15 protein-coding genes and 2 pseudogenes are annotated in these 21,404 nt (G+C 69.4%); 8 read left to right on the forward strand and 9 right to left on the reverse strand.

Features of this window, described 5'->3' with window-relative positions; all coding sequences use genetic code 11:
* On the reverse strand, window positions 1–2,417 hold a 2,417-nt coding region (gene uvrA, locus CA983_RS21990; protein WP_086602623.1), incomplete at its 3' end, for an excinuclease ABC subunit UvrA.
* Window positions 2,418–2,498: 81 nt separating this feature from the next.
* On the opposite strand from uvrA, the gene CA983_RS21995 reads away from it, so the two are divergent.
* A complete protein-coding gene (locus CA983_RS21995; protein ID WP_086602624.1) occupies window positions 2,499–3,260 on the forward strand; it encodes a MerR family transcriptional regulator in 762 nt (253 codons plus the stop codon).
* A gap of 160 nt (window positions 3,261–3,420) precedes the next feature.
* Window positions 3,421–4,818 (forward strand): condensation domain-containing protein, encoded by a 1,398-nt coding sequence (locus CA983_RS22000; RefSeq protein ID WP_086602625.1) that lies wholly within the window; start codon window positions 3,421–3,423, stop codon window positions 4,816–4,818.
* 103 nt (window positions 4,819–4,921) lie between these two features.
* Here the strand turns inward: CA983_RS22000 and ccsB are convergent, their stop codons facing one another.
* From ccsB to hemL, 7 genes are all read right to left on the reverse strand, one after another.
* Entirely contained in the window at window positions 4,922–6,004 is a 1,083-nt protein-coding gene (gene ccsB / locus CA983_RS22005) for a c-type cytochrome biogenesis protein CcsB (RefSeq protein WP_086602626.1), read from the reverse strand.
* Window positions 6,001–7,755, reverse strand: coding sequence for a cytochrome c biogenesis protein ResB (resB, locus tag CA983_RS22010; RefSeq protein WP_086602627.1), 1,755 nt, complete (start codon window positions 7,753–7,755; stop codon window positions 6,001–6,003). Before resB ends, ccsB begins: the two co-directional genes overlap by 4 nt.
* A 3-nt stretch (window positions 7,756–7,758) precedes the next feature.
* Window positions 7,759–8,529 carry a cytochrome c biogenesis CcdA family protein gene (locus tag CA983_RS22015; protein ID WP_086602628.1) on the reverse strand — a complete coding sequence of 257 codons (771 nt, stop codon included), beginning with the start codon at window positions 8,527–8,529 and terminating at the stop codon, window positions 7,759–7,761.
* Window position 8,530: 1 nt separating this feature from the next.
* Window positions 8,531–9,178: a TlpA family protein disulfide reductase gene (locus CA983_RS22020; RefSeq protein WP_086602629.1), complete on the reverse strand. Its 648-nt coding sequence runs from the start codon at window positions 9,176–9,178 to the stop codon at window positions 8,531–8,533.
* Between the two features lie 66 nt (window positions 9,179–9,244).
* On the reverse strand, window positions 9,245–10,534 hold the full coding sequence (locus CA983_RS22025; RefSeq protein WP_086602630.1) for a polysaccharide deacetylase family protein: 1,290 nt from the start codon (window positions 10,532–10,534) through the stop codon (window positions 9,245–9,247).
* Window positions 10,535–10,667: 133 nt separating this feature from the next.
* A complete protein-coding gene (locus CA983_RS22030) occupies window positions 10,668–11,357 on the reverse strand; it encodes a histidine phosphatase family protein (protein ID WP_086602631.1) in 690 nt (229 codons plus the stop codon).
* Window positions 11,354–12,670, reverse strand: coding sequence for a glutamate-1-semialdehyde 2,1-aminomutase (gene hemL / locus CA983_RS22035; RefSeq protein ID WP_086602632.1), 1,317 nt, complete (start codon window positions 12,668–12,670; stop codon window positions 11,354–11,356). The genes CA983_RS22030 and hemL overlap by 4 nt, the downstream gene beginning before the upstream one ends.
* 506 nt (window positions 12,671–13,176) lie before the next feature.
* Between hemL and CA983_RS22045 the strand changes: the two genes are divergently transcribed.
* From CA983_RS22045 to CA983_RS22060, 4 genes and pseudogenes are all read left to right on the forward strand, one after another.
* Window positions 13,177–13,614, forward strand: a complete 438-nt coding sequence (locus CA983_RS22045) for a hypothetical protein (RefSeq protein ID WP_003974483.1) — start codon at window positions 13,177–13,179, stop codon at window positions 13,612–13,614.
* A gap of 56 nt (window positions 13,615–13,670) precedes the next feature.
* Window positions 13,671–14,059, forward strand: a pseudogene (locus tag CA983_RS22050) (VOC family protein).
* Window positions 14,060–14,231: 172 nt separating this feature from the next.
* On the forward strand, window positions 14,232–14,540 hold the full coding sequence (locus CA983_RS22055; protein ID WP_143645532.1) for a trypco2 family protein: 309 nt from the start codon (window positions 14,232–14,234) through the stop codon (window positions 14,538–14,540).
* 128 nt (window positions 14,541–14,668) lie between these two features.
* Window positions 14,669–19,399 (forward strand): tetratricopeptide repeat protein, encoded by a 4,731-nt coding sequence (locus tag CA983_RS22060; RefSeq protein ID WP_143645533.1) that lies wholly within the window; start codon window positions 14,669–14,671, stop codon window positions 19,397–19,399.
* A 139-nt stretch (window positions 19,400–19,538) separates the two neighbouring features.
* Here the strand turns inward: CA983_RS22060 and CA983_RS22065 are convergent, their stop codons facing one another.
* On the reverse strand, window positions 19,539–20,378 hold the full coding sequence (locus tag CA983_RS22065) for an alpha/beta fold hydrolase (protein ID WP_086602636.1): 840 nt from the start codon (window positions 20,376–20,378) through the stop codon (window positions 19,539–19,541).
* A 67-nt stretch (window positions 20,379–20,445) separates the two neighbouring features.
* Between CA983_RS22065 and CA983_RS22070 the strand changes: the two genes are divergently transcribed.
* Both CA983_RS22070 and CA983_RS22075 read left to right on the forward strand, forming a co-directional pair.
* Window positions 20,446–20,925 (forward strand): MarR family transcriptional regulator, encoded by a 480-nt coding sequence (locus tag CA983_RS22070; RefSeq protein WP_086602637.1) that lies wholly within the window; start codon window positions 20,446–20,448, stop codon window positions 20,923–20,925.
* 94 nt (window positions 20,926–21,019) lie between these two features.
* Window positions 21,020–21,404, forward strand: a pseudogene (locus CA983_RS22075) (GNAT family N-acetyltransferase); the annotation flags it as partial.

Here is a 21,404-nt window from a genome sequence, read left to right on the forward strand (position 1 = left end):
GCCCCGCCGACCGGTCCGAGGTCGATCAGCCAGTCCGACGCCCGCATGACGTCGACGTTGTGCTCGATGGTGACGACGGAGTGGCCCGAGTCCACCAGCCGTTGCAGTACGTCCAACAGGCGTGCCGTGTCCGCYGCGTGCAGGCCGGTCGTCGGCTCGTCGAGGACGTAGAGCGTGCGGTCGGCCGCCCGGCGGCCCAGTTCCTTCGCCAGTTTCAGGCGCTGTGCCTCACCCCCGGACAGCGTGGGCGCGGGCTGGCCCAGCGGCAGGTAGCCGAGGCCGACGTCCGCCATGCGCCGCAACCGGCCGGCCACGGCGGGCACGTCCCGGAACACGCCGAGCGCCTCGTCCACCGTCGCTTCCAGCACCTCGGCGATGTCGTGCCCCTGGTACCGCACCGCCAGCACCTCGGGCCGGAAGCGGCGGCCCCGGCATCCCGGACAGCGCACCTCCACGGCCGGGAGGAAGTGCATCCGCACCGTGAGCACACCCGCGCCCTCACACCGCTCGCAGCGTCCGCCCGGCACGTTGAAGGAGAACCGGCCCGCTGTCAGGCGTCCTTCGCTGCTCGCGGCGAAGACCTCCCGGATCGGCGTGAAGACGTCCGAGTAGGTCGCCGCGTTGGAGCGCGGGACGCGGCTGATCGGCTCCTGGTCGATGAGGACCGCCTTGGACAGGTGCTCCCAGCCGTCGATGCCGTCGTGCTCGGCGGGGAGGTCCCCCGCCCCGTGGAAGCGGCGGCGTGCGGCGCGGCCCAGGATGTCCAGCAGCAGTGTCGACTTGCCCGAGCCGGACGGGCCCGTGACCGTCACCAGGCGGTTCAGGGGGATCCGTACGGTCACGTCCTTGAGGTTGTGGGCCCGGGCCCCGCGGATCACGATCGCCGAGTCGCCGTCGCCGCGTCCACGGGACCCGGGCGCGGGCAGCCGGCCCGACAGATACGCGCCGGTCACCGAGGTTTCGGCCCGGCCCACCTCCTGCGGTGTCCCGGCCGCCACGATCCGTCCACCGTCCCGGCCCGCCCCCGGGCCGACGTCCACGACGTGGTCCGCCGCCCGCAGCACGTCCAGGTCGTGCTCGACGACCAGCACGGTGTTGCCCAGGTCGCGCAGGCGGCGCAGGACGCGGATCAGTCGGGCGGTGTCCGACGGGTGCAGGCCGATGGTCGGCTCGTCGAGGACGTAGAGCACGCCGGTCAGGCCGGAGCCGAGCAGGGCGGCCAGCCGCAGCCGCTGCGTCTCCCCGGCGGAGAGGCTCGGCGTGGACTGCTCCAGGCTGAGGTAGCCGACCCCGACGTCGACCAGGCGCCGTACCCGCTCCTCCAGGTCGGCGACGACCGGCTCCGCCAGCAGCCACTCGTCCCCGGCCGACCGCTCCTTCAGGGCGGCCAGCCAGCCGTCGAGTTCGGTGAGCGGCAGCCGTGCCGCCTCGACGATCGTCAGTCCGTGCACGGTCACCGCCCGGCTCTCCGGCCGCAGCCGGGTGCCCTCGCACTCCCCGCAGGGCTGCTTCACCAGGCCCTGTTTCTCGGCCCGTTCGCGGTAGTCGGGGTCATCGGCGCGCTCGGTGTAGCGCCGCAGCAGGGCCGTGGCGACCCCTTCGAAGCGGCCCGCCGCCACGGTCGTCGGCGGATCCGGCTCCGGGAAGTGCCGCCGGAACTCCGGGCTTTCGACGCCGTACACCAGCAAGTCCCGCTGCGGCTCCCCCAGTTCGTCGACCGGGAGGTCCGCGTCGAAGGTGAAGCCGTAGTGGCGGGCGGCGGCCCGCAGCGCGGTGAGGTTCCACTCGGTGAGCTTCGGGTTCCAGCCCCGTACCGCGCCCTGCGCGAGCGAGCGGGAGCCGTCGACCAGTCGCCGTACGTCGGGCCGGATCACCTCGCCCAGGCCGGTGCAGGACGGGCAGGCGCCCGCGGGCTTGTTGAAGGAGAACGAGCCCATCACCAGCTCGGGCACGAGGGTGCCGCAGTGCGGGCAGGGGGTCTGCTCCCCCTCGGCGTCGTCGTCGGCCGTGGTGTCGGCTTCCGCCTCGTTGGCGTACGACGGCGGGATGCTCTTGCCGCAGCCGGGGCAGGGGCGGGTCCCGATCCGCGACCACAGCAGCCGCAGGTACGTGAACACCTCGGTGACCGTGCCGACCGTGGAGCGCGGGCTGCGGTTGGTGAGGTGCTGGTCGACGCTGATGGATGGGGACAGGCCGCTGATCGAGTCGACGGCGGGCTTGCTGACGAAGCCGGTGACCATGCCCAGCGACTCCAGGTACTGCCGCTGGCCCTCCCGGTGGAGGGTGTCGAAGGCGAGCGTGGACTTGCCGGAGCCGGACAGGCCGGTCAGGACGACCAGCTTGTTCTTCGGAAGGGAGAGGGAGACGTTCCTGAGGTTGTGGAGGCGGGCGCCGGTGACCCGGATGCTGTTGTCCATTCCTTCAAGTCTTCCATTGAAGTGCGTTTTTGAGACTTTCCAGACATCAGCGGTGGTTCTCCTGCCGTAACCTTCAAATCGATGACCAACGAACGCCGTCTCCGTCCCGTCGACCTCGCCCGGCTGGCCGGTGTCTCGACGCAGCAGATCCGCAACTACGAGGACGCCGGGGTGCTGCCGCCCGCAGCGCGGACCGCGTCCGGCTACCGCGTCTTCGGGGACGCGCACCGCGGCGCGCTGCTGGCGTACCGGGCCCTGATGCGAGGGTACGGGCCGGTCAAGGCGACGGAGATCATGCGGTCCCTGCACGACGGGGACGTCCCGGGCGCGCTCGCGCTGGTCGACGCCGCGCATGCCGCCCTGCACGAGGAGCGGGTCTCCCTGCGGGCCGCGAGCGAGGCCCTGGAACTGCTGGCGGCACAGCCGCCCGCCCCGCTGCCGCGTTCCGGTGGGCTGCGCATCGGGGAGGTGGCCGCGCTGCTGGGCGTGCGGACGTCCGCGCTGCGGGTGTGGGAGGGGGCCGGGCTGCTCACGCCGGGGCGCGAGCGCGGCACGGGGTACCGCCTCTACGAACCCGCCGACGTGCGCGACGCCCGGCTCGTGCACACGCTGCGCCGCAGTCACTATCTCTTCGACCAGATCCGGCCGGTGCTGGAGGGCCTGCGGCGGGAGGGCAGCAGCGAGGCGCTGCGGGCGGCCGTCGCGGCGCGCGGGGAGGCGCTGACCGCTCGGAGCAGGGCCATGATCGGGGGCGCGGCCGCCCTCCATGCTTATCTGGAGGTCAGCGCAAGCGGGACGACGACAGGATCGACAGCCGGTGGGCCGGAACCATCGGCCAGGTGATGACGGCCACCCGGCGTCAACCGAGCGCACCGGCCAGGGCTCGCATCGCCGTTCGAGATGCCATCCGATCCATTGAAAAAACGGCGACACCCGGTGTCGCCGGTAGCGGGTTCGCCATTCCTTTGGTCGGGTCTATCCCACCTGCGAACGGAGACCCCCTGTGCGAATGACTGATATCCAGCGCTGCGAGGTCCGACCTGGGCGACTTTTCGAATGGACACTCAGTCCGGCGACCGTCGCGACGGCGAAGGCTTTGCCCGAGGACTCCAGGCCGCCGGCGTACATCCAGGAGTCCCACATCCGGACGGCACGGTCCGTCCGGGAGGACGGACTGTTCGTGCCGACCTGGCTGGGCGCGGCGTTCGACATCCCGGGACGGGCCGACCTGGACGCGCTGGGCGAGGCGCTGCGCAGCTGGACGCTGCGGCACGAGACCCTGCGCAGCGGTTTCCGCTGGGCGGGTGGGCCCGGCGACTCGATCCGCCGCTTCACACTGGACCCCTCCTCCGTGTCCCTGCACCGCGAGGACGTCGGCGACTTCACCGACGCGGCGGCCCTGGCCCAGCACCTCCAGGACCGCTTCGACACCACGGCGGACGCCCTGCGCTGGCCCAACCTCATCTACACGGCGGTCGTCCGGGACGACTGCACCAGCGTGTACATGGCCTTCGACCACAGCAACGTCGACGCCTACTCCATCCACCGCATCCCCGCCGAGATCCACGAGCTGTACGAGGCCGGGGTCGCGGGCCGTGCCGAGGGGCCGGAGCCGGTGAGCAGTTACGTCGACTTCTGCGAGGCCGAGCGGGCGGACGCCGACCGCATCGACGCGGACCACGACATCGTCGCCCGCTGGCGGGAGTTCATCCGACGTTGCGGCGGACGGCTGCCGAGCTTCCCCGTGGACCTCGGCGTGGATCCCGGGGGCGAACTGCCCACACAGAAGTTCATGCGCGAGATGATGGTGGACGCGGATGCCGCCGCCGCGTTCGAGTCGTACTGCCGCCCGTACGGCGGGAGCCTGATCGGTGTCCTCGCGGCCACCGCCCTGATCGTCCACGAGATCGGCGGCGAGCCCGTCTACCGCACGGTCGTGCCGTTCCACACTCGGGTGAAGTCCCAGTGGTCGCAGTCGGTCGGCTGGTACGTGGGCGGCGCCCCGATCGAGATCCCCATGTCCGAAGCCACCGACTTCCCGAGCGCCCTGCGCACCGTACGCGCCGCGCTCCAGGGCAACCGCCGGCTGGCCCGCATCCCCCTCGCCCGGGTCCTCCACCTCCTCGGCACCGACTTCCGCCCCACCTCCCCCGACCTGTACTCGATCGTCTCGTTCGTCGACACGCGCGGTATCCCCGGCTCCGACAACTGGGCGGACCGGAATGCGTACGGGCTGCTCAGGGTGTCCTACGGTGACCAGGTCTGCGCCTGGATCACCCGCCTCCACGAGGGCCTGTGGTTCGCCGGCCGCTACCCGGACACGGACATCGCGCACAAGAACATGCGGCTGTACGCCGAGCGGCTGGGGGATCTGATCACCTCGGTCGCCGACACGGCCTGACCGTGCCCGGCCGGCGCTGCTGACGGTTGCTCGGTCACGAGCGGGAGACAAGAGGCCGGTTCCCGTGACTCAGGTCGCGGGAACCGGCCTTCGCCGGTACGGGCTAGACGCCCGCGTACGAGTGCTTGCCGGAGACGAAGATGTTCACGCCGTAGTAGTTGAACAGCCAGCAGCCGAAGGCGATGAGGGCCAGGTAGGCGGCCTTGCGGCCCTTCCAGCCGGCGGTGGCGCGGGCGTGCAGGTAGCAGGCGTAGGCGACCCAGGTGATGAAGGACCAGGTCTCCTTCGGGTCCCAGCCCCAGTAGCGGCCCCAGGCGTCACCGGCCCAGATGGCGCCCGCGATGATCGTGAAGGTCCACAGCGGGAAGACGGCCGCGTTGACGCGGTAGGAGAACTTGTCGAGAGAGGCGGAGGAGGGCAGCCGCTCCAGGACGGACGTCGCGAAGGTGCCGGGCGTGCCGCCGCTCGCGAGCTTGTTCTCGTAGGAGTCCTTGAAGAGGTACAGGATCGTGCCGACCGCGCCGACGTAGAAGACCGCGCCGCAGAAGATCGCCGTGGAGACGTGGATGTACAGCCAGTACGAGTGCAGGGCCGGGACCAGCTGGTCGCTGGCGGTGTAGAGGACCGTCACCGCGAGGCCCAGGTCCAGCAGGACCGAGGTGATCAGGAACAGGCCGAGCCAGCGCACGTTCTTCTTCAGCGCCAGCAGCCCGAGGTACACGCCGACGGCGACCGTGGAGAACGTGATGTTGAACTCGTACATGTTGCCCCACGGGGCCCGCTCCACCGAGGCCGCGCGGGCGATGACGCCGCCCAGCTCGATGAGGAAGGCGAGCACGGTGAGGGAGATGGCGATGCGGCCGTACAGGTCGCCCTGTTCGTCACCGCCGTGCGCCCCGGGCCCGTCCGGCACGTCCCGCTGACCGGCCGCGGCCCGCACGGTGACCTTCGGCCGCTCCAGGACGGCGGTGCCGCCCGCCGTGTTCACGGTGACGGCCGGCGCCTTCTTCGCCTCGGCCGGCTTGGCGGTGAGTGCGGCGGCGGTCTTGGCGACCTTGCTGCGGCTGCCGAAGAGCCATTCGGCGATGTACGCGAAGAAGGCCAGGGTGTAGACGGCCATCGCGGAGTAGATCAGCACATTGCTGATGTTCGCGAGGTTTTCGTTGGTGGCGGCGGCGAGAGTCACTTCTCAGCCCCTTCGGCAGGTACGGGGGTTTCGGTACCCGGCTCCTGGTCGGTGTCGGGGGAATCTGCGGGGTCGTCGGGGCCGGGCGCGGCCGGTGTCTCGTCGTACGTCTCGTCGTAGAGGATCCCGGCGAGGTCGCCGAGCTCCTCGGGGACCTTGGCGGACTCGCTGCGGCCGAGGCCGGCCATCTCCACGACGGTGACGCCGTCGGCGCCCTCGACCGCGCGCACCCAGACGCGGCGGCGCTGGATGAACAGGGAGGCGGCGAGGCCGCCGATGGCCGCGAGGGCCCCGGCGAGGGCCCAGCCGCCGCCGGGATCCTGGACGACCTGGAAGCCGGCCCACTCCTTGACGTCCTTGCCGAAGGTGACCGAACCGGCGCCGTTCGGGAGCTTCATGGTCTCGCCGGGCCGCAGCAGCTTCTTGAACAGCTTGCCCTGGGAGTCCTTGAACTCCTTCATGTTGGTCTTGTCCATCTGGTACACGCTCTGCGGGATGCCGGAGTCGGCCCCCAGGTCGCCGTGGTAGGCGGACAGCGCGAGCACCGGGGAGTCCAGCGCGGGGAACTGCGACAGCATCGTGCCGCTGGCGGCGCCGCCGAAGGTCGGCACGAAGAACGCGTTGAAGCCGAGCTGTTCCTTCTTGCCCTCGGGGTTGCGGTAGCCGTCGAGGACCTTGACGACGCCGGAGGAGGTGACGTTGGCGTCGAGCGGCAGCAGCGGTACGGCGTCGTCGTAGACGACGTCGCCCTTGCCGTCGCGGACGGTGATGACCGGGGCGTACCCGTGGCTGACGAGGTAGACCTTGGCGTCGCCGATCTCCAGCGGGTGGTTGACCTTGACGGTGGTCTTCTCGTCCTTGCCGTAGGGGCCCGCGCTGTAGGTGAGGTCGGCCTGGTAGAGGCGCGGGGTGCCCTTGTTGGGGCCGGTGCGCTCGTAGGTGCCGGTGAACTTCTTCAGGTTGAAGCTGAACGGCACCAGGTCGTCGGACGTGAAGAGGCTGCCGGACTTGAAGTCGTCGTACTGGGTGAGGGTGTTGGAGAAGCCGTCGCCCTCGACGACCAGCTTGTTGCCCTCGGACTTGTACAGCTGGCCCCAGGCGAAGGCGACCAGCAGCACGATGAGGGCGATGTGGAAGAGGAGGTTGCCCAGTTCGCGCACGTAGCCCTTCTCGGCGGCGACGGCGTCACCGGCGAGGTGGGCGCGGAAACGGCGCTTCTTCAGCAGGGCCAGGGCGGCGCTGTGGATCTGCTCGGGTTCGGCCGTGGTGCGCCAGGTGGTGTGGGCGGGCAGCCGGTTCAGCCGGCTGGGCGCGCGCGGCGGGAGGCCGCGGAGCTGGCCCACGAACTGCCAGGTGCGGGGGACGATGCAGCCGATGAGGGAGATGAACAGCAGGATGTAGATCGCGGAGAACCACACCGAGCTGTAGACGTGGAACAGGCCGAGCTTGTCGTAGACGTCCCCGAGGGTGGGGTGGGCCTTGCGGAAGTCGGCGACCTTCGTCTCGTCCTGGCCGGTCTGCGGGATGAGCGAGCCGGGGATCGCGCCGAGGGAGAGCAGCAGGAGCAGCAGCAGCGCGACCCGCATGGAGGTCAGCTGCCGCCAGAACCAGCGGGCCCAGCCGATGACGCCCAGGGAGGGCAGATTGGGCGAGTCCTCCGTGGGGGCGGTGGACAACTGGGAGCCGGCGTCGCCCAGCTCCTGGTTCTCGGCTGCGGTCGGGGCCGGGTCGGAGGCGGTGGTCTTGCTCATCGATCAGATCCCCACAGTGAAGCCGTCGGACCAGACCTGCATCTCCTGCACGATGCGGTCCCAGGCGCCGGTCAGCAGCAGCAGGCCGGTCACGATCATCATGGTGCCGCCGATCCGCATCACCCAGACGTAGTGGCGCTTGATCCACCCGAAGGCGCCGAGGGCCTTGCGGAAGGCGACCGCGGCGAGCACGAACGGCACGCCCAGGCCCAGACAGTACGCGAAGGTGAGTATCGCCCCGCGGCCGGCGGTTCCCTGCTGCCAGGCGAGTGTCTGCACGGCGGCCAGCGTCGGGCCGATGCAGGGCGTCCAGCCGATGCCGAACAGCGCGCCGAGCACGGGGGCGCCGACGAGACCGGCCGCCGGCTTCCTGTGGAAACGGAACTCGCGCTGGGTGAGCCAAGGCATCAAGCCCATGAAGAAGACGCCCATGAGGATCATGAAGACGCCCAGCACCTTGGAGAGCACGCCCCGCTCTTCCTGGAGCGTCTGGCCGAAGTATCCGAAGAAGGCCCCGCCGGAGACGAAGACGGCCGTGAAGCCGAGCACGAACAGCGAGGCCCCGGCGACCATCCGGCCGCGCCGGGCCTCGGCCAGGTCGGTGCCGCTGACCCCGGTGACGTAGGACAGATAACCGGGCACGAGCGGCAGCACGCAGGGCGAGAAGAAGGAGACGAGTCCGCCGAGCAGGGCGATGGGCAGGGCCACCAGCAGGGCGCCGTTGAGCACCGTGCCGTTGGGGTCCGCGACCGCGGCGAGGGTGAGCGCGCTCACGTCACTTCTCCGCGACGACCGGCTTGAGCATCTTCAGCAGCCGTTCCTCGCTGAGCGCGGACAGCGAGCGGGCCGCGATCTTCCCCTCCCGGTCGAGGATCAGGGTGGAGGGGATGGCCTGCGGGTTGAGGGTGCCCTTGTCGAAGCGCAGCAGCAGCTTGCCGGTCGGGTCGTAGAGGCTGGGGTAGGTGATGTCCCAGTCCTTCTCGAAGGCGAGCGCGGCGCCGGTGGAGGTGTCGCGGGTGTTGATGCCGACGAACTGCACGCCCTTGCCGGCGTACTCCTTGGAGACCTTCGCGAAGTACTTGGCCTCGGCGCGGCAGGGGTTGCACCAGGAGCCCCACACGTTGAGGACGACGACCTTGCCCTTGTAGTCGGCGACGTCGAGGGTCTTGCCGGCGATGGTCTTGCCGGACAGGTCGGGTGCCGGGGTGCGCTCGCCCTTGGCGACGGTGGCGGTGCCGTCGGTGCCGGTGACGAAGTTGGTGTTGCCGCCCCCGCCGGAGGTGCCGCCGGAGCCGCACCCGGTGACGAGCAGCGCGGCCACGGCGGCACCGGCGGTCAGGGCGGCGCGGCGACGGACCCGGGTGGAGAGGGTCGTGCGGGTCGAGCGGTTCGAGCGCAGGGGGGCGCGGCTGGCGGCACTCATGTGAAAAGTTTCGCATGTCCGTTCCGGGGCTCTCGCCCGCCCCCCTTGCGGGTGGAAAACCGCATTTCAGGCGGCGCTCCGGGAGGGTGTACCGGCACGGGCCGGGGCCTTCTCGACGAACCCCTTCCAGCCACCGGCCGGTTGCTGTCCGACGTCGAGCGTGCGGAGCTTGTCGAGCACCTCGGGCTTCTGCACGTCCAGCCAGTCGACGAACTGCCGGAAGGAGACGAGGCGCACATCCGCGCCCTTCTCCTTCTCCCGCGCGATGTGCTTGAAGGCCTCCTCCACGGCGTCCATGTAGATGCCGCCGTTCCACTGCTCGAAGTGGTTGCCGATGAAGAGAGGCGCCCGATTTGTCTCGTATGCTCGCTTGAATCCCTGTATGTACGCCTGCGCCGACTGCACCCGCCAGCCCGGGTAGTTGTGCGCCGGGGCCTTCGTGGTGCTGATGGACTGGTTCGCCAGCATGTTGTAGTCCATGGACAGGACCTCGAAGCCACGGCCGGGGAAAGGTATCTGCTGCAACGGCAGGTCCCAGAGCCCCTGCCGCTTCACCGGCCAGACCTGACGGCCGCCGGGCGAGGAGGCGTCGTAGCGCCAGCCCAGCTCGCGGGCGGTGGGCAGCAGGTTGTCCTGGCCGAGCAGACAGGGCGTACGGCCGCCGACCAGTTCCTTGTCGTAGTCGAACGGCAGCGGCGGCAGGTCCCTCCAGCCGGTGTTGGTGCGCCACTGCTTCACGAAGGACTTCGCCTGGTCGATCTCGCTGCGCCACTGCCGGGGCGTCCAGTTCTTGACCGAGCCGTGGGCCTCGCCGCAGAAGTGCCCGTTGAAGTGGGTGCCGATCTCGTGGCCTTCCAGCCAGGCTCGGCGGACGTTCTTCAGCGTGTCCTTGATGTGCGCGTCGGTGAGGTAGCCGATGTCGGAGGCGCCGCGCGGGTTGTTCGGCGGGTCGTAGAGGCGCTTCTTCGACTCGGGCAGCAGATACAGCCCCGACAGGAAGAAGGTCATGCTCGCGCCGTGCTCCTTGGCCAGGTCCAGGAAGCGCGGGAAGAGCCCGTTGCCGACCTCGCCGGCGCCGTCCCAGGAGAACACGACGAACTGGGGCGGGGTCTGACCCGGCTCCAGCGGCTCGGGCCTCGCGGGCTGGTGGGGCTGCTTGCCGGTGTGGGCGGTGGAGCCGTCGCCGATGGGGCGGGCGGTCGGCTTCGGCTTGGAGCCGCCTTGTGCGGAGTCTCCGGAACCGTCGGCGTGGCCGGCCCCGTCTGACCCGGTGAGTCCGCCGCACCCGGCGAGCGAGACGGCGGCCGCGGCCCCCGCGCCGATTCCGAGCATTCCCCTGCGGGAGTAAGGGCGCATTGCATCCCCGTTCATCACGTTCTCTGGTGGTCACCCAGTCAGAGGACGTGTTGAACGGGGAGGTTCCGCTGATATTTGCAGATTCCGTAACGAAGGAGTCGTAAGCGAACAGAAGCGGGCGCACAGAAAGGGCCTACGCGCCGAACGCCTTGTCCTTCCCCTTCACCGGCTTGGCACCGGCGAGGAGATGCGCCGGGACGAGATCGCGGGCCGGCTCGGTGTAGCCGACAGAAACGATCCGGTCCCCCCGGTACGTGAAGGTCGTCAGCGAGGCGAGCGTGCACTGCCGCTTGCGCGGGTCGTGCCAGAGCCGCCGCCGCTCGACGTACGACCGCACGATCCAGATCGGCAGCTGGTGGCTGACCACGACGGCCTCGTGCCCCCGGGCCCGGTCCTTCGCGGCGCTCAGCGCGTTCATCATCCGCACGACCTGGTCGACGTACGGCTCGCCCCAGGACGGCCGGAAGGGGTTGAGCAGGTGCTTCCAGTTGCCGGGCTTGCGCAGCGCCCCGTCCCCGACGCCGAACGTCTTGCCCTGGAAGATGTTGCCGGCCTCGATCAGCCGCTCGTCGGTGGCGAGGTCAAGACCGTGCGCCTTGGCGATCGGCTCCGCCGTCTCCTGCGCCCGCTCCAGCGGGGAGGCGACGACGTACGTCACATCGCGGGACGCGAGGTGCTCGGCGACCCGGTCGGCCATGCGCCGGCCCAGCTCGGACAGGTGGTAGCCGGGCAGCCGCCCGTAGAGGATGCCGTCCGGGTTGGCGACCTCGCCGTGCCGCATGACGTGGACGACGGTGATGTCGTCGTTCGTCTCGTTGCTCATGCTGTCGCCTCCGCGGCGGCTCGGGCCGCCGCCGGAAGGGCGTCGGCGATCCGCTGCACGGCCCGCTCGTCGTGCGCGGTGGAGACGAACCAGGACTCGAAGGACGACGGCGGCAGGTAGACGCCGTCGGCGAGCAGCGAGTGGAAGAAGGCGGTGAAGCGGAAGGACTCCTGCGCCTTGGCGTCCTCGTAGTTCCGCACGGGCCGGTCGGTGAAGAACACGGAGAACATGTTGGAGGCGTTCTGGAGCCGGTGCGCGACACCCTCCTTCGTCAGGGCCTCGGTGACGAGCCCCTGGATCTCCTTCGATACGGCGTCGACCTTGTCGTAGGCGGCGTCGTCGAGGAGCCGCAGCTGGGCGAGCCCGGCCGCGGTGGCGACGGGGTTCCCGGAGAGGGTGCCGGCCTGGTAGACGGGCCCGGCCGGGGCGAGGTGCGCCATGACGTCCGCGCGCCCGCCGAAGGCCGCGGCGGGGAAGCCGCCGCCCATGACCTTGCCGAAGGTCATGAGGTCGGGCCGGACCCCGTCGATCCCGTACCAACCGGCCCGGCTGGTCCGGAACCCGGTCATGACCTCGTCGGAGATGTAGAGGGCGCCGTTCTCGGCGCAGAGGTCCTTGAGGCCCTGGTTGAAGCCGTCCGCGGGCGGTACGACGCCCATGTTGCCCGGGGAGGCCTCGGTGATCACGCAGGCGATCTCGCCGGGGTGGGCGGCGAAGGCGGCGCGTACGGCGTCGAGGTCGTTGTAGGGCAGGACGATGGTGTCGCCGGCCTGGGCTCCGGTGACACCCGGGGTGTCGGGCAGCGCGAAGGTCGCGACGCCGCTGCCGGCGGCGGCGAGCAGCGAGTCGACGTGCCCGTGGTAGCACCCGGCGAACTTGACCACCTTGCCGCGCTGCGTGAACCCGCGCGCGAGCCGGATCGCGGACATGGTCGCCTCGGTCCCGCTGGAGACGAGCCGCACCTGCTCGACCGGCTCCACCCGGGCGACGATCTCCTCGGCGAGCACGACCTCGCCCTCACCGGGCGTGCCGAAGGACGTACCGCGGGCGACGGCGTCCTGCACGGCGGCGATGACCTCGGGGTGCGCGTGCCCGAGGATCATGGGCCCCCAGGAGCACACCAGGTCGACGTACTCGCGCCCGTCGGCGTCGGTCAGATACGGCCCCTTGCCGGACACCATGAACCGCGGTGTGCCGCCGACGGCGCGGAAGGCCCGCACCGGCGAGTTCACGCCACCGGGTGTGACGGCCGCCGCACGGTCGAACAGAGCCTGCGAGGCCGGTGCTTCATACGGATATGCCAGTTCGCTCATGACCTGCGACTTCTCCGACCTTCTCCGACGACGTCGGACTCCGGGTGTGAGTGACCTGTTCAGGGTAGGACAGTGCCCGGCAACCGGTCCTCGAACCTCCGTCGTCTGCGAGACTGGGGCGTGATACACACAGCTCGGACGGCCCAGGGTGGTCGGAGGCTGCGTGGATCCCGCGGGCAGATGTTTCAGCGCACGTTTCGGCGAGCGGCCGCGGGGGAGGTCACTGACACGATGATCGGGTTGCGCGGCGGGGGCGACGCGTCCTAGAAAAGCAGTCGGGTGGAGATATGCATCGCGGTGGCGGACTGGGCGAGGGGACTGATGACCTGGGTCCTCGACGTGCCCGGCGGGGAAGGCACCGGCGCGAAGCGGAGGACACGCAGGAAGCACGTCGGACTCAGGGTCTGCCGAGTGAACGTCTACCGAGTGAACCGGAGCGGCTCGACGGACGTACAGAACGCCGGGTGGAAGATCTTCGGGCCGGGAGCAGCAGGAATGGTGGTCGGGTGGGGGTGACGTACAAGTACTTCGGCGCGCCGGACGGCGCGACCGCGGCCCGCGTCCCGATCTCGATGCGCCCCGAGGAACTCGGCGGCGACGAACTCGGCATGAACGGCATGTTCACGAAGATCAAGCCGGAGACCATGGCGGCGATGGTCCTCACGGGCATAGAGGGCGTCCCCCTGCACAAGGTGCCGCCCCTGGAGCTGGTCGTCCTGCACCCCGACTACGCGGTCGTGAAACTCCCGATGACCGTCGTCGACCCCCTGCGGGGCATCGGCGAGGAGGCGGTGGGCGCGGCGGCCTTCATCTGGTCGACGGTCCCGGACCGGGGCGGGCCTCGGGACGCGTTCAACGTGTACCAACTGCTGCACGAGTGGCAGGACTTCTCGCATCGGTTGCATGAGGCGGGGCATCAGCCGTATTGCTTGGTGTGGCCCTGAGCTGGGGTTTCTTACGGATCGGGCGGGGTCTTCGGGCCGGTGCGGACGCGCAGGCCATGGCCGTCTTCTGGAAGACGGGGCCCCGGGCTATGTCGACGAGCCGCCGCCTGCTCCCTTCAAGACACGCGAGGAGTGGTTCGCGCAGTTCGGTCTACCGGAGGACGACTTGGTGGACGACGGCGCGTGGCTCTGTGATCCCGACGGCGTCGGCCCTCGCCTCTGCATCCTCAAGGTCCCCGAGCCCAAGACGGCAAAGAACCGGCTCCACATCGACGTCCAAGTGCCAGGGCATGGCAGTTCGGACGAGCGATGGGCACGGATCAAGGCGGAGTCCGAGCGCCTGGCGCGGGCGGGCGGGACCATCCTGGAGGAGTTCGACGGGCACCATGTCCTGATGGCCGCCCCGGAGGGCAACGAGTTCTGCGTCGGCGCAGCCTCTGCGTGAGGGGTCGACAGCGACAAGGCCCCGCCCCCAACGAGACGGCGCCGAGTGGTCGCATGGTCGGCCGGACAGGCCCTGGGGACGCTCAGGCGACTTTTCCCCTTCACCCTGTGCCCGACCCTGACCTCCTGCTACCGTCCGTAGTCCGATCTCAACCCTGAGTGCGAGGTGGGGCGTGCCACAGGATCAGCCCGACGCAGTGCCGCTGGCCGCGGCGATCAGTCAGTTGCGGAAAGAGCTTCAGGAGGCCATGGCGGACGGTGAGGGCCAGCGGCTGCGGTTCGCCGTCGATTCCATCGAGATGGATCTCCAGGTCGCGATCGACACGACCAAGAAGGGTAACGCCTCCCTTTCCCTGTGGCAGGTGCTCTCCCTGGGAGGCGGGCTCGACCACAAGTCCGCCACCACGCACCGGCTGACCCTCAGACTGTCTCCCACCGACACGCTCGCCCCGAACTCTCAGACCCTCATCGGCGACGACTAGTAGCCGGCCCCCGGTACGAGACGGACTGAGTCACCGTGAAACCCAGGCCAGGTGATTCCGCGCTCCACCGCACCGTCCTGGTCCATGGGGCGAGAGCCGGTGCGGGATACGCGGTCGGACCCGATCTGGTGCTCAGCGCGCGGCATGTCGCCGGCACCCGGGGAACCATTTGCCGGCTACGGCCGATCGGCGGTGACGAGGAACAGGGCTGCGTTGTCTGGACCGACGAGTCGCTGGACTGCGCGCTGATCAAAGTAGACGCGCGGCCCTGGGCCGGGTCGCCGGACCATGGACGGACCACATGGGCCCGTCTGGTGGGGCTGAGTGCGGTGCGGTGCGCGGCGTCGGGATTTCCCTGGGCAGCGCAGCAAGTCGGCCCCGTGACGGGGGACCACGTAGCGGAGCGGCAGCACGAGACGATCCTCGCGGATGTCGTTCCCAGCACGGGGTTCGAGCGCAATCGGTACGCCCTGAACGTGATCACCGCCGCCCCCCGGGACCGCGGGCAGACGCGAGAAGGGAAGGCCCTCTCCGCGTGGGCCGGGATGTCCGGGGCGGCACTGCTGTCGGCAGAAGGGCACCACGTCCTCGGTGTGGTCGTGAGCGATCCTCACGCTTATCCCGGCGCGCGCATCGAGGCCACCCGGGCCGAAGCACTCCTGGCCGACGAGGAATTCCGCCGTCTCGTCGGGGCGTCGGCAGACGATCTGGAGGGGCTGCCGCGTCACACGTTCCTCGCCCCGGCTCAGCGGCGGCTGCCTGCGGCTCGTACCGAGGTGGACCTGCTCCTGGCTCCGCACGCGGTCGTGGACTACATCCCGCACATATCGGAAGCGGGAGCGTCTGGGCCGGATCCGCTGGATGCACTGACTCATTGGTGCGAGAGCGAGCCCGTATTCAGCGTCGCCGTACTTACCGGTGACGGTGGAAGCGGCAAGACACGACTGGCCACCGAGTTGTGTCGCACGACGTCTGACCGTGGTTGGCAGAACGGCTACCTCGACATGGCACGGCCCCAGACGGGGTGRGAGATCGACGGAGCGACGCTGCTGGTCGTGGATGACGTGGAGTATGCCGCACCAGTGGTAGGGGAATTGCTGCGACAGCTGGCCGCGCGGCCCGGCGGCCCTCCCGTACGGGTCCTCCTCGTGGCTCGGCGCAGGACCGGCAGCCACTGGACCATCCAGCTGGGCGCGGCGAGCGACGGCGTACTCGAGCGGCACACCGATCTCGAGGTCGACCTCAACGCCTTCTGCCTGAGTCCCACGAGCCGGCGTCGGCATGTAGCGGAAGCAGCCCGGGCCTTCGCGCGGACTCTGGGCACCGCCGTGCCCGTCCGGCTGCCTGACGTCGATGATCCTGAGTACGCCAACCCGCTGCTGACGCACGCACTGGCGTTGCTGGCCGTGTGCGGAGAACACGTCGACGTCGGCGGTGACGGCCGGGTGCGCGAGCAGGTCATGCGGACGCTGCTGCACCGTGAACGCCGGCGCTGGGAAAGCCATCGTGCGGTACTGGGATTGGACGAACTCGCCGACCAGCGGATCCAGTCGGCCGCCGTGATCGTGGTGACACTGACAGCGCCGACCGAGGACGACGCGGTCGAACTGCTCACGGCAATCCGACTGTTGGACGATCTGGGACCGGGGATCCGGCGTCGGACGGCTACTTGGCTCAGGGATCTCTTTCCGGGCTCGCCGGACGACACGGACGGCCGGATCCGCGGTCCCGCGCTCGACCTCATCGTCGAGGCATTGGTGGCCGAACAGGACCCCGTTGCGACCAGGGATCTGTTGATTCGGCTCTGCACAACAGAAGCCACCACCGGCGACCGGATCGCCCATGCGCTGCAGGTGATCCGGCTCGCCGCCGAGAACCGCGAGGTACCGAGAGAGATTCTCCGTCTCTTTCTGCAGCACCACTTGCGTGAACTCGTCCAGCGCACGCTCCAGCCCGGCGGACATCGTCTGGCGTCAGCTCTGTCCATGAGCATCGCCTTCACATCCACCGTCGATGGCGTCAGCGTAGATCTTCTGGACAGTTGTCTCGATGCCGCAATGCAGTTGCCCAGTCAACGGCCCGGCACGGCAGAACTCGCCGCCACCTTGTACGACATCTATCTGACGTGGCTTGGATATCTCAGCGACAGACTGGCCAAGCAGCTGCCCGATAGCCACCTGGTCGACAGCGACTTGGCCGACAAAGCCATGCCATTCAGGCTCGCCGCCCTGCATGAGGCGGGCCTGCGCTATCACGAGGCGGGCCGATGGCGCGACGCCCTGTCCGTCCTGCGTCGCGCCGTCGAAGGCTACGAAGAGCTCATGGAGCACGACCCGGAGCGATACCGGGAGCCCTTCGCCACGGCCCTGCAGAATCTGGGCTCGCTCTCCTCGATCTCACTCAAGGGCAAGGAGCAGTACGCGGAGGCAGCCGGAGTCCTGGAGCGAGCACGCGTTCTGTACGAGCGGCTGGTCGAAGACGATGCCACGGCGCACAGCCGCCGTCTCGCCGCATGTCTCAACAATCTGTCTCTGTGTCTGCTCCGCCTCGACCGCCATGACGAGGCAATGGTGCACGGCGAACGCGCCGCGCAGATTTACGCGTGGCTGGCCGCCTCGCGACACGACGAAGACGCCGACATCACAGGAGAACTGGCGAGCAGCCTCATCTCTCTCAGCATGCTGTACGGGCAACGCGGCCTTCACGCCACGGCCGCGGAATGCTGCCGGCGAGCGGTCGACCTGTGCGAGCGGCAGGCCGAGGAAGACGACGCGATCGCCCTCAAACTGGCCGTGGCACTGACGGAGCTCGGACGGCAGCGTGCGGACCTGGGGAGGCCGAGCGACGGCATCGCCTGCAGCCTGCGGGCTGTGGAGATCACTCGGCGCCGGGCCGAGCAGCTTCCCGAGCAGTTCCACCACCAACTGGTGGACGCCCTTACCATCCTCAACCGCTGTTACGTCAATTCTGGCAGGCCCGGGGAGGCTCTTGAGCACATTCAAGCGACGATGACCATCATCGAGGCCATGGCCGAAACACATCCGTGGCGGTTTCTGCCGGCACTCGGTGACGTGTACGGCCTGCTCGCGGTGGTCTTCGATGCTCTAGGCCGGGACACCACCGCTCTGCACTGCGCTGAGCGAGCGGTTGAGGTGTCCAGGCAGCTATCGGACCAGGACCCGGTGGTGTATCTCCCTGTACTGGCCGAGGACTTGCGCCGTCTCGCCGATCAGTGCCGGGCGGCAGGCAGACTGACTGAGGCCTTCGGGCACGCCCGCCAGTCGGTGAACATCCGGCGGCATCTCAGCGACGCCAACCCTGATCGTTACTTGCAGGAGCTTCCGGACAGCCTGCGCAGCCTGGCCTGGGTGCTCAACGACACGGGCATGAACCAACCCGCAGCGGCGTGCAGCGAACAGGCGGTGGCGATCCTGCGCCATCTGGCCGACAGGGATCCGTTCCGCTTCCGACATCTACTCGCGGCCCAACTGAGCGACCACGGGGTCCACTGTGCCCATCTCGGCCTGCGGGAAGAGGCCTTCGACGCGGCTGAGGAAGCGGTAGAACTCTACGAATCGCTCGCTCAACAGGACCCGCACCTCCACCGCAAAGACCTTGCCATCTGCCTCGGCAATCTGGGTAACCGCCATCGCCAGTCGGGTCAGGCGAGCAGTGCACTGCCGTACTGCGAACGGGCCGTTGGAATCTTGGAGGAGTTCTTCACGTGCGAGCCTGAGCAGTTCAGGTCCGACCTGATCGGCGGCCTGATGAATCTGAGCGGTTGCCTGGCTCAGATCGGCCGGCACGAGGAGGGCCTCAGGCACTCCGAGAGGGCGCTCACCCTGCAGCAGGAAGTCTGTGAGCAGGAGGGGCGTCTCGGAGAGCTGGCCCTTGCCCTGCCGCTGAAACTCCACGGCCGTCTGCTCGCTCTCGTCGGCCGCGTCGAGGAGTCCCTCGATGCCGCGATGCGCGTCGCGGAGATCTACCATGGGGAGTACCGGGCCCGTACGAGCCTGCAGTCCGAGTACCCAGGCGCGCTGGCCTGGGTCTCAGAGCGTCAGGCCCTGCTGGGACGAGAGCGCGAGGCACGGGCAACCCATCGCTTGGAAGTGACGATCTGGATGGACCTCACGCAGAGGGATGCCAGGTTCGCCGAGCAACTGGCGAGCGCCTTCAGGCGGTACGCGGACACGATGGAGCACTTCGGACACCTGGGTGCCGCCCGGCGGCTGCGTGACAGAGCTGCCCACCACGACTTGATCGCGCCCGCACGGGCGGAGCAGACGGTCGACCTCGACGACCGCTTCTTCATCGACAGCGGATGGGAGACGGTGGCCGTAGCGATAGCGTCCGCCCAGGATGGGGACACGGAGGCTGCCACATGGGTGGACGCGTTCCTGGTCAGGCGTGCTCAGACGTCCGACTGGACACCGCTGACCGCCGCGCTTCAGCGCGTACGGCGGGGGGATGGCGGCACGGGTGGCGATGACCTGTTCGCCGACCTCGACCAGGAGGACACGCTCATCGTGCGTCGCACGCTGGACCTGATACGCCTTCCGGCGAGTGAGCGGCCCGTCTTCACACAGGGCCGAGCGGACGCAGCGGTAGTCACGGCATGGCGGCCGAACATCGAAGCCTTGCTCCTGGCCGCCCAAAGGCAACCGGAAGAAGACTCGGGCCTGGAGGAATTCCTGACCGAGCTCGACGACGACCCGTTGTGGACACGACTGGCGGCGAGCATCCGCCGTTTCCTGAGCGGCGAGCGCGGTCCGCAACTCCGCACTGGGCTCGATCCATTTGGCCGCGCGGTCATCTCGACCCTGCTCACCCGTGCCGAAGAGTGGGACCCCTCTGGTTGACGCTCTGCCGCCTGTCTGCCTGCCCGACGAGTGCGGTGCGCCGGCAGACAGTGCTGGGTGTGGCCGCACCACAGCGGCGACGCGGGCGCGGACACCCCGTCTGTCGGCCCAGGACCTGTTTCCAAGGCGGCTGCGGTGCTCAGGCCAGGAACTCTGCCATCAGGCGGTTGAGTTCGGCAGGTCGCTCGGTGGGGAGGGAGTGGTGGGAGGCGTCAGGCAGGGTGACGACGCTCGCTTCGGGCAGGAGCCGGCGGGCGGCGGCCGCTGTGCGTGGCACGTCGTGGACCCGGCTGTGTTCGGCCAGGAGCACCAGGGCCGGGACGGTACAGGCTCTCAAGCGCTGTGCCCTGGGTCGTCGCATGGCGACGACCTTCGACCGCCGGGCGGTGGCGGTACTGTCCAGGAACGCCCGCCACACCGGATCCTCAGGGGTGCGGCCGGTCTCCCACCGGTGGAAGGCCCGCACGCGCTCCGCGGTGGGCTTCAGCAACACCGGCAGCCCGTGCATGAGGTATCGCGGACTCATGCCGGCGAAGCAGTTGGTCGGGTCGAGCAGCGCGAGTCTGCCGAGCCGGTGCGGCGCGTGCAGCGCGTAGTTCAGGGCGATCCAGGCACCGTAGGAGTGGCCGCACAGGTGTGCCCGGTCCAGGCCCAGTGTGTCGAAGAGCATGTCGAGCCATGCCACCAGGTCGCCGGCGCCGCGTAGTGGCGCCCCGTCGTGCACGCTGCGCCCGATGTCGCCCATCAGGTCGACGGCGTACACCCGATGGGCGGAGGCCAGGGCTTTGACGTTGGCGAACCAGACCACCGAGGTTGAACCACCGCCGGGCAGGAGCACGACCGGAGCGCCGTCCTCCGGGCCGCAGATGTGGACCCGCGTGCTGCCGTACGGGGACGGAACGTCGACGCTGTGGACCTCGACGGGCCACTGTCGCAGGACGGCGTCGTACGCCGCGAAGAAGACTGCCTCGTCACCCATGACCCCCGCCTTATGATTACTCGGACATCGAGAATCTCGATTGTCGAGACATTACAGGAGTGAGAGCGTGGACGACCAGGACCCCGGCCTTCAACTGGTCCATCTGCTGCGAGCCGTCACGGTGGAACTGGACCTTCTCGCTGCCGAGTTCGCCGGCCGTGAAGGGCTTCATCCCACGGATGTGCGCGCACTGATCCACCTGCTGGACGCCGGCCGGGAGGGCGTGAGGGCCACCCCTGGATGGCTCGGAGCGCAGTTGGGTGTGAACTCGGCATCGACCACTGCCCTGGTCGACCGGCTGGAGCGGCTGGGGCTCGTGCGCCGGGAACGGGACACGCGCGACCGCCGGCGGGTGCTGCTGGTCGTCCAGGACCAGGCCGTCACGCTGGGCTGGTCGTTCTTCGGGCCGCTGATCCACGAGATGGTCGCCGAGATGCGGGCCTTCGACGAGACAGAGCTGGCCACGGTGCGGCGTTTTCTGCTGGCCATGCGCGATGTCGCCGCCACACGGCGACGGGCCCAGCAGGACAGCTCTGCCCGACGGTGAACACATGAGCGGGATGAGGCAGCCCGGCGAAGGGCAGTACGTGTACGGGGCACGGCCAATCGCCCGCGCTCCGTCGCCGAGCTGGGGGGATTTCATGCGCGATCTCACGGACCCGATCGAATCGATGGAGCAGCTCGCCGCGGTGTGGCGGGTCATGGTGCTCGACCGGGATCCGCGGGCGGACGTCCGCGATCTGCCGGGGATGGCCGTGCGCTGGGCCGACTGCCGGTTCGCCTTCTGGAACTGCGTCACGCTGACCGAACACGGCACCACCGCCGGGCTGCTGAAGCAGCGGCTGAACGAGGTCGCGCAGATCATGCGGTCGAAGAAGTGCCCCGGTTTTCTGTGGGTCTTCGAGGATCTGCTCGACGACGAGGCGCGCGCGGGACTCGGGGACGCCGCCGAGCGAGCCGGGCTCGTGCACGCCTTTCCCGGCACGGGCATGGCGGGGGATGTGCTGCCCCTTCCCGAGCCCGCCC

The sequence above is a fragment of the Streptomyces swartbergensis genome (assembly GCF_002148965.1).
Taxonomy (GTDB): Bacteria; Actinomycetota; Actinomycetes; order Streptomycetales; family Streptomycetaceae; genus Streptomyces; species Streptomyces swartbergensis.